The 247-nt window shown below is 71.7% G+C and carries 1 protein-coding gene; it reads right to left on the bottom strand.

Annotation, left to right across the window (positions count from 1 at the left end; all coding sequences use genetic code 11):
• The coding region (locus MKK88_RS03440; protein WP_243997201.1) for a methyl-accepting chemotaxis protein at window positions 1–247 on the bottom strand (247 nt) is incomplete at both ends.

The following is a 247-nucleotide window of genomic DNA, read 5'->3' as shown; positions in this document are numbered from 1 at the left end:
CTCGCCCTGGATCGCCGCGATCTGGCCGGCGATCGTCTCGGTCGCCTTGGCGGTCTGCGCGGCGAGGGCCTTCACTTCGCCTGCCACAACCGCGAACCCCTTGCCGGCCTCGCCCGCCCGGGCCGCCTCGATGGTGGCGTTCAACGCCAGCAGGTTGGTCTGCGACGCGATGCTCGAGATCAGCACCACCACGTCGCCGATCCGGGTCGCCGCCGCGCTGAGCGCCTGAACGAACCCGCTGGTCTGG

It is taken from the genome of Methylobacterium sp. E-005 (genome assembly GCF_022829725.1).
In the GTDB taxonomy this organism is placed as follows: domain Bacteria; phylum Pseudomonadota; class Alphaproteobacteria; order Rhizobiales; family Beijerinckiaceae; genus Methylobacterium.
This window is presented reverse-complemented; position numbering and strand designations above follow the sequence as displayed.